The sequence below is a fragment of the Clostridium sp. AM29-11AC genome, assembly GCF_003480545.1.
Lineage (GTDB): Bacteria > Bacillota > Clostridia > Lachnospirales > Lachnospiraceae > Otoolea > Otoolea saccharolyticum_A.
On the sequence record NZ_QUJI01000057.1, the window covers coordinates 1 to 334 of the forward strand.

At 48.5% G+C, this 334-nt stretch carries 2 tRNA genes; both read left to right on the forward strand.

The window, feature by feature from the left end:
* The first annotated feature begins 148 nt into the window (after positions 1–148).
* Positions 149–220 (forward strand) — tRNA-Glu (locus DW757_RS17150).
* Between the two features lie 8 nt (positions 221–228).
* A tRNA-Thr gene (locus DW757_RS17155) sits at positions 229–301 on the forward strand.
* Positions 302–334: the final 33 nt, after the last annotated feature.

A 334-nucleotide genomic window follows, 5' to 3' on the forward strand; every position in this document is an offset into this window, starting at 1 on the left:
GGTAGAGCATGCGGCTGTTAACCGCAGTGTCGTTGGTTCGAGTCCAACAGGGGGAGTTTGATACCTATTGATGATTCGAAGTAGATGAGCGTGAGCGAAATTTACGAGATGTTAGGAGCGAAACAGTGGAAGCTGTGGAGTTAGATAAGGCCCCATGGTCAAGCGGTTAAGACATCGCCCTTTCACGGCGGTAACACGAGTTCGAATCTCGTTGGGGTCATTAAATGTGCCGATGTGGCTCAATTGGCAGAGCAGCTGATTTGTAATCAGCAGGTTATCGGTTCGAGTCCGATCATCGGCTCTTTTATTTGGACCTTTAGCTCAGTTGGTTAGA